8 protein-coding genes are annotated in these 8,139 nt (G+C 27.8%); 6 read left to right on the top strand and 2 right to left on the bottom strand.

What is annotated here, in order from left to right; translation table 11 throughout:
• Nucleotides 1-192 precede the first annotated feature (192 nt).
• From CVV26_03330 to CVV26_03305, 6 genes are all read left to right on the top strand, one after another.
• Complete coding sequence (locus CVV26_03330) at nucleotides 193-2,064, top strand: conjugal transfer protein TraC (GenBank protein PKL72018.1); 1,872 nt, start codon at nucleotides 193-195, stop codon at nucleotides 2,062-2,064.
• Between the two features lie 136 nt (nucleotides 2,065-2,200).
• Nucleotides 2,201-2,791 carry a hypothetical protein gene (locus tag CVV26_03325; protein ID PKL72017.1) on the top strand — a complete coding sequence of 197 codons (591 nt, stop codon included), beginning with the start codon at nucleotides 2,201-2,203 and terminating at the stop codon, nucleotides 2,789-2,791.
• A 62-nt stretch (nucleotides 2,792-2,853) separates the two neighbouring features.
• The gene (locus CVV26_03320; GenBank protein PKL72016.1) at nucleotides 2,854-3,807 is read left to right on the top strand and encodes a hypothetical protein; all 954 of its coding nucleotides are present in this window, start codon (nucleotides 2,854-2,856) and stop codon (nucleotides 3,805-3,807) included.
• Between the two features lie 63 nt (nucleotides 3,808-3,870).
• Nucleotides 3,871-4,116, top strand: a complete 246-nt coding sequence (locus CVV26_03315) for an NrdH-redoxin (protein PKL72015.1) — start codon at nucleotides 3,871-3,873, stop codon at nucleotides 4,114-4,116.
• Between the two features lie 119 nt (nucleotides 4,117-4,235).
• Nucleotides 4,236-5,405, top strand: a complete 1,170-nt coding sequence (locus CVV26_03310; GenBank protein PKL72014.1) for a cysteine desulfurase NifS — start codon at nucleotides 4,236-4,238, stop codon at nucleotides 5,403-5,405.
• Between the two features lie 2 nt (nucleotides 5,406-5,407).
• On the top strand, nucleotides 5,408-5,785 hold the full coding sequence (locus tag CVV26_03305; protein PKL72013.1) for an iron-sulfur cluster assembly scaffold protein: 378 nt from the start codon (nucleotides 5,408-5,410) through the stop codon (nucleotides 5,783-5,785).
• Between the two features lie 33 nt (nucleotides 5,786-5,818).
• On the opposite strand, the gene CVV26_03300 is transcribed toward CVV26_03305, so the two are convergent.
• Both CVV26_03300 and CVV26_03295 read right to left on the bottom strand, forming a co-directional pair.
• Nucleotides 5,819-7,234, bottom strand: coding sequence for a hypothetical protein (locus CVV26_03300; GenBank protein PKL72012.1), 1,416 nt, complete (start codon nucleotides 7,232-7,234; stop codon nucleotides 5,819-5,821).
• A gap of 92 nt (nucleotides 7,235-7,326) precedes the next feature.
• Nucleotides 7,327-7,944 (bottom strand): hypothetical protein, encoded by a 618-nt coding sequence (locus CVV26_03295; protein PKL72011.1) that lies wholly within the window; start codon nucleotides 7,942-7,944, stop codon nucleotides 7,327-7,329.
• Nucleotides 7,945-8,139 lie beyond the last annotated feature (195 nt).

Genomic DNA, 8,139 nt, shown 5'->3' with positions numbered 1-8,139 from the left:
TATTTTTGAAAACAATAAAATGTCTTTTTCTAAATATTTATCTGATGAAACAATTTTTCAAGATAATCAAGGACTGGAAGATGTTTCACAAAATAATAACTAATAAAGAAAAAAAAGAGAAGAAAAAAACAGAGATTGATTTTTTGATTGATTATTGGTAATATAATTAATATTATCGTTTTAATAATTTATATGGCAATTAGACCATCAAAAATTAAAGATTTAGAATTAGAAAAAAAACCTCTTGTTCTAGACAACAATAATGAAGAAATTAAAAAAGATGAAGATGAAGAAGTTGTTCTTGAAGCGGAAAAAGTTTATAGAGAAGGAGTTGTTTCTATTAAAGATTTAATTGCCCCTACAATTTTTAGGGTGGCTCCTTCATATGTGCAAATAAACCAAACTTATGCAAGAACTCTTTTTGTTACTACTTATCCTCGTTTTATTAGTATTGGTTGGTTTATTCCAATTCTTAATTTTAATGCCCCATTAGACATTAGTATGTTTTTTTATCCTGTGGATTCAGCAGTTATTTTAAAACAATTAAGAAATAAAACAGGTGCTTTGCAAGCGCAATTGTCAGCTTTAAGTGATAAAGGGGCAGCGCGTGATCCAATGTTAGAGCAAGCCTTGGCTGATGTAGAAAGATTAAGAGATGAAATTACTCAAGATGTTGAAAGGTTTTTTCAATATGCTTTATATGTTACAGTTTATGCTGAAACAGAAAAAAAATTAGACGAATTAACTGAAAAAATTGAAGGAATATTTGGTACTAGATTAATTTATACTCGTCGTGCGCAGTATCAAACAGAACAAGGATTTAATTCTACTTTGCCATTAGGAGATGATGAAATTGGAGTGTCTTTTAATTTAAATTCTTCTCCTTGCGCCGCAAGTTTTCCTTTTATGTCCAGTGAATTATCTAGTGAATCAGGAATTCTTTATGGAATTAATCGTCATAATAATAGTCTAATTCTTTTTGATCGTTTTTCTTTACAAAATGCAAACATGGTTGTTTTTGCTACTTCTGGAGCTGGAAAAAGTTATGCTGTTAAATTAGAAGTATTAAGAAGTTTAATGATAGGAATAAATATTATTATTATTGATCCAGAAATGGAATATAAACATTTATGTGATGCTGTGGGTGGGACCTATATTAATGTTTCTTTGAGTTCGGAAAATAAAATTAATCCTTTTGATTTGCCTAGACCTTTAAGCAAAGAAACTTCTGTGACCGATATTATTCGTTCAGCTGTTATTACTTTAAAAGGATTATTGAGATTAATGTTAGGGAAAATAACCTCTCAAGAAGATTCAATTATTGATCGAGCTTTGCTTGAAACATATAATAGAAAAGATATTACTGCTGAGGCAGATTTGTCTGGGATTGAGCCTCCAATTATGAAAGATTTTCAAGAAGTGTTAGAAGGAATAGTTGGAGCAGAAGATATTCTTTTAAAATTAAAAAAATATACAGAGGGAACTTTTGCAGGACTTTTAAATAATTCAACCAATATTGATACAAAAAATCAGCTTGTTGTTTTTAGTGTCCGTGATTTAGAAGATGAATTAAGACCGATTGGTATTTATTTAATTATTAATTATATTTGGAATACGGTTAGATCGGAAGTGAAAAAAAGAATTTTAATTGTTGATGAGGCATGGTGGTTAATGCAACATGAGGATTCAGCCAAATTTATTTATGCTTTAGTAAAAAGATGTCGAAAATATTATTTGGGCGTAACGACTATTAATCAAGATGTGAATGATTTTTTAAATTCACAATATGGGCAAGCGATTGTGACTAATTCGGCCTTGCAATTATTATTAAAACAATCTCCAGCAGCTATTGAAACAATAGCCAAAACCTTTATGTTGACCCAAGGAGAAAAATATTTACTCTTAGATTGTGAATTAGGTGAAGGAATTTTTTTTGCCGGAGCCAAGCATGTGGCAATAAAAATTTTAGCTTCTTATTTAGAAGATCAATTAATTACTTCAGATCCTAGACAACTTTTAGAAATCGAAGAAGCAAAGAGAGAATTTGATGAAAGTATTGGATAAATCAGTAATAAGTAACAAGTAAACGAATAAAAGATTATTTTTAATTTATTTTATTTGTTACTTATTACGTGTTACTTGTTACGCTTTTATTTTAATTTTTTTAAGTATCTTCCATTTATTTTTTAATTTATATTTTATGTCTAATCGCACAAAAATTATTATTTTAATTAGCGTGGGAACAATAATAGTTATTGTTTTGCTTTTTGCTGTTAAAAATATTTATGAACAGAATTTTTCAAAAAAGAAATTAACAGAAACTACTTTAATAGTTGAGCCAAAAGCAACTAAAGAAACAATTATTCCTTCCAAAATTCCTTTATTAACTGAAGAAATAAAAGCAAAAATTGATTTAGAAAAAATAGCTTTTAATTTTATAGAAAGTTTAGGAAGTTATTCTAATCAAAGTGATTTTCAAAATATGATAGGTTTAAAAGTTTTTGCAACTTCTAAAATGCAAGATTGGATTGATAATTTTATAAAACAAGAAAAAGCAAAAATAAAATCAATTAATATTTATTACGGAATTACTACTAAGGCATTAGCAATTAAAAAAAATAATTTTAATACAGAAAAAAATCAAACAGAATTATTAATTAATACTCAACGTCAAGAAGCCAAAGAATCTACTCAAAATATTAAAACTTATTATCAAGATATTTTAGTTAAATTAGTTAAAGAAGGAGATGATTGGAAAATAGATGGAGTGGAGTGGAAAAAAAATTTGTAATTTTTAATTTTCTTTGCTAGCTGGCGGATCTATTAAATTTTTAATTTTAAAATTTCTAATGTATGTTTAATGTCATTATAATCGGAGATTGTTGTTTTGATACTTTTATTCAAATTCAACAAGCAAAATTATTAGAATCAACAAAAGAAAAAATGCTGTGTTTAAATTATGGAAGTAAAATTCCTATTAATAAAATTAGAGTATCAATGGGAGGCAATGCGGCCAATGTTTCTGTGAGTCTAAATAAGTTGGGATTAAAAGTTGGAATTTACACAATCTTGGGTGATGATGAAAAAGGAGAACAAATTTATCAAAAAATAAAAAAAGAAAAAATAGATACAAAATTTATAAAAAAAGAAAAAAATTCTAAAACAAATTGTTCTTTTATTATTAATTTTAAGGGTGATCGGACAGCTTTGGTTTATCACCAACCTCGAAAATATTTTTTACCAAAATTAGATAAAACAGAATGGATCTATTTGACTTCTTTGGGAGAAAATCATGGAAAATTTCATCAACAAATAATTGATTTACAAAAAAAGAAAAAAATAAAGGTGGCTTTTAATCCGGGAACATATCAATTAAAAACAGGTTTTAAAAAAATAGAAAAAATTTTTAAAATAACAACAATTTTGTTTGTAAATAAATCTGAAGCGCAATTCTTGGTTAAAGAAGCAATAAATAAAGATGTGGAGGAAAATAAGGAATTATTAAAAATTTTAAAAAATTATGGCCCACAAGTGGTAGTAATTACTCAAGGACGCGCTGGAGTATGGGCGTATGATGGAAAAGAATTTTTTAAAATGTCTGCCTTTGCTGGTCCAAAAGTTGATGTAACTGGCGCTGGCGACAGTTTTGCTTCTGGTTTTTTGGCTGGATTTATTTATCAGAAAGATGTAAAACAAGCATTAAAATGGGGAATAATAAATTCAAGTTTTGTAATTAGAAAAATCGGCGCTCAAGAAGGATTGCTCAAAAAACAAGAAATGATAAAAGTTTTAAAAAATAATAGTTAATTTTTTTTATTTTATTAATTCATTTGTAAAAATTTATTTTATTATAAATGAGAAAGGGTATTTATGGCTAAGGTTATTGTTTATTCTACAACAGTTTGTCCATATTGCGATATGGCAAAAAAATATTTAGAAGAAAAAAGAATAGAATATATTGACAAGGATGTTTCTAAAGATTCAGACGCAATGGTTGAAATGACAAAAAAAACTAATCAGCTTAGTATTCCTGTTATAGATATTGATGGAGAAATTATTACCGGGTTTGATAGAAAAGCTATTGATATTGCATTAAAAATAATGTTAAATAAATAGGTTCTATATAGATACATAGTTGAATTTTTTAAAATTAATTTTTTTTAATTTCATTTTCTGATTTATTCCATTGCCATTCTTTTAAATGTAAATGAATTTTTTATTTTATATTTACTTAGATTATGCAAATTTATTTAGACAATTCGGCTACAACAAGAGTAGATCCACAAATTTTAAAAAAAATGTTGCCATATTTTTCAGAACAATATGGCAATCCATCGTCAATCCATTTTTTTGGAGAAGAATCTAGCAAAGTGATAGAACAAGCTAGAAATGAAGTGGCAAAGGTTTTGAATTGTCTTAGCGAAGAAGTAATTTTTACCAGTGGCGCCACAGAAAGCAATAATTTGGCTTTAAGAGGGGTAATAGATTTTTTTCAAAATAAAGAAAAGCATATAATTATTTCTAATATTGAACATCATTGCGTTTTTAATACTGTTAAATATTTAGAAAAACAAGGATTTAGGGTGAGTTATTTACCAGTGAATAAAGATGGTATTATTAATATAAAAAATTTAGAAAAAATAATTACCGAGCAAACAGCCTTGATTTCAATAATGTATGTTAATAATGAGATTGGAACAATTCAACCGATTGAAAAAATTGGAAAGTTAATAAAAAAAATTAATCAAAATAAAAAAAATAAAATTATATTTCATACAGATGCTGTTCAAGCTTTTGGTTATTTAAGTTGTGATGTACGAAAATTGGGAGTTGATTTTTTATCTTTATCAGCGCATAAATTTTATGGTCCCAAAGGAGTAGGAATTTTATATTGCAAAAAGGGTATTGGTTTAAAACCAATTATGTTTGGTGGAGAACAAGAAAAAAAATTAAGACCAGGCACTTATAATGTTCCCGGAATTAAAGGCTTGTCTGAAGCAATGAAAATAGCAGAAAAAGAGCGAGAAAAAAATGTAAAAAAGATATCTATTTTAAGAGATCAATTAAAACAAGGAATTTTAAACAAAATTTCAAAAGTGGAAATCAATGGTTCAATAAAAGAAAGAGTGGCGCATAATTTGAATTTGAGTTTTAAAGGAGTTGAAGGGGAAGCATTGGCTTTGCGTCTTAGTTTAAGTGGCATTGCTGTTTCTACTGGATCAGCGTGTTCGCAAAAAACATTAGAGCCATCGCATGTTTTAATGGCTTTAAATAAAGGAGAAGAAAACGCTCATTCAAGTATTCGTTTTAGTTTGGGGAAATTTAATACCAAAAAAGAAATTATATATGTTATAAAAGTTTTACCTCGAGTTGTAAAAGATTTAAGAAAAATTAGTGGATTTTAATTATGATTGATTATAATAAAAAAGTAATAAAGTATTTTACTCACCCGAAAAATGTAGGTGAAATTAAAAATGCTGATGCTATTGGCGAAGCCGGAAATTTTGTTTGCGGAGATAAATTAACGATTTATTTAAAAATTAATCCTAAATCAAAAAAAATTAATCAAGCAAAATTTTTATCTTATGGTTGCGCTTCCAATATTGCTACCAGCTCCATTTTAACAGAAATGGTAAAAGGAAAAACAATAGAACAGGCGAAAAAAATTTCTCATCAAAAAATTACAAAAGCTTTGGGCGGATTGCCTTCTGAAAAAATTCATTGCTCAATCTTGGCTTTAGATGCATTTAAAAAAGCAATTGAAAATTATAAAAAAACATTATAAAAAAATATACGGGGTTCAACCCCGTATATTTTTTTATTCCTCATTCCATGACAAAACTTCAAACTCATCTTTTTTTGGGAAATATGGTGGAGGAGCATAAATCAAATTTGAATCATAAGTGGTATAAGTATTTTTATATCCAGAGATGATATTTCCCCCGCTTACCCAAGACCATGTCCATATTTTATTAGAAATAACGCTACCAAAAGTAGTAATTTGTGTTTTAACACTTGAATAAGCTGGCCAATAATAATAACTTTGTGTTGCTCCATTTTGGGCTAAAAGTACCGCATCAATTTCTAAATTATCTGGAGTAAATTTTGGAATGGCAATATCTTTTTGAGCAATAATTCCTATTGTATCTGATCCATCTTTGTTATTATAAACTAAATTTCCATTTATGATTGCAGATTTATAGGTTGTTACATTTTCAGGGAAAGAACCAACCCCTAGAGTAACTCGGCCTTTGATTATTCCATTAACCCAAGTTGTATCTTCTACAAAGATTAAACCATTTGAAGGAATGGGATAATTTTGAATAAAAGTTTCTGTATTAATATCAATAGAGCCATAAGCCCAACCATTATAAGTACTTCCATAATAATAGGGAGAGGTAAGGCCTGTTACTTTATAAACATCAAAAGTACTATTATTTTTAAAATAAAGATGATACCCATAAGAACCAGAAGAACTTAAATAAACGCCTTGATCTTGGGCGTTTGTTTTAATTTTTGCCAAATCAGTAGTAATAATATTAAAATCAATAACTGGAACTGGAAATTTCCAAAAAGTTTGAGGTTTTCCAGCGCCCCAAACCCCAGGACATTCACAGCTATTAGCTGTCCAAACGCAAGGATTTAAACAGTTTGTTTGAGAACATCCATGAGTTGATGTGCAAATATAAGTTTCTTTAGCTGAACTAATAATAGAATCACAAGTTCCATCCAAACGAATGCCACTATTTGTGTGTAACTTTCCTTTTATATTTTCATTTGAGCCAAACCAAGCACTATTATTAATTAAAAAACTATATTCTGCATAAGAAGGAATGCCTACTCGAGCAGTAATTTTTCTTTTTAAATTTGGGTTTGAATTTGGATGGCCAGTTGATTTAATAGTAACTACCGTAGAACCAGATGGCGGAGGATCAATTTCTAAAGAAAATTGACCCAAAATATTTCCATTAATATCTTTATAATCATGGACATAAGGACCAGAGTTTTTTGTGCCATCAGAATAATCGTTATTATCATGGGCCAAATGCCAACGATAATATTCAATTCCTGCTTCGGCAATTTGAAAAGACAATTCTTTATCTTGAACTTGATTGGCTGATTTAATTTGTAAGGCTCCCCATTGTAAAATAGTTATTCCAAAAGTTGTCAAAATAGCTGTAAAAACAATAACCAAAACAAGACTTGCGCCTTTTTTTTGAGATTTTTTAAACATAAATAAAAGAATTTTAAATTAATTTAAGAAATTTTAGATTTTTTCATAATTTAAAATTTATCATTCATAATTTTCTAAAAACTAAAAACTAGTTAGTAATTTTCTTTTAAATTTCTTAAATTTACATAAGTTTCTAAAATAAAATCTGATGGTGGTCTGTTTGGATTAACATTAACTTTTAATAAAATTTTAATTAATTTTACTTTTGTTACATCAATCGGATTAGTAAGTGGCGAGCCAGTCCCATTATAATTTTCATCATAATAATAAAAAACAGGATCATTGCCGTTAGTAATATATTCAGCAATATTGGTAATTATTTCATTGTTTGGATTATATTCTATAGGATTTCCTGAAGGAGCAATAACTCCTTTTTTAAATTTATTATCATTTATAAAATATCTTATTTTTTCAATTCGAGAATTTGAATCACTGTCGCTATAAAAAACAACTGATTGATTTTGAGCATTTTCAAGAGGAAAACTACCTGTTTCAGATACTTCAGCTATATTTCTTAATTCTTTAATTGTTGTTTTAATTACGTCTTGCGCGTTTTTTTGCGCTTCTATTATTTGTGAGGTTTCTTGCCAAGATTTATAACTTTGAACAATAAAATCCATTAAGATTATTATAATAATGGCAAAAATTCCAACGACGACAGTAATTTCAATAAGAGTAAACCCCTTACTTTTTTTAAAAATTTTAAACATACTTTAAATTAGATTAATCCATAGAAATAGTAACACGTAATCAGTAACGAGTAATTTACTATCTGCTTTTGGCGGATTTGTACTTGTTGCTTGTTACGGGTTAATAGACATTTTGGGTGCTTTTTATTTTAGTAATTCTTTGATCACTTTTATTCTTCGTTTTGATTTTAAGCCTCGGTGAATATTTATGAACAT

The sequence above is a fragment of the Candidatus Kuenenbacteria bacterium HGW-Kuenenbacteria-1 genome (assembly GCA_002839745.1).
In the GTDB taxonomy this organism is placed as follows: Bacteria; Patescibacteriota; Patescibacteriia; order UBA2591; family PGYQ01; genus PGYQ01.
This window is presented reverse-complemented; position numbering and strand designations above follow the sequence as displayed.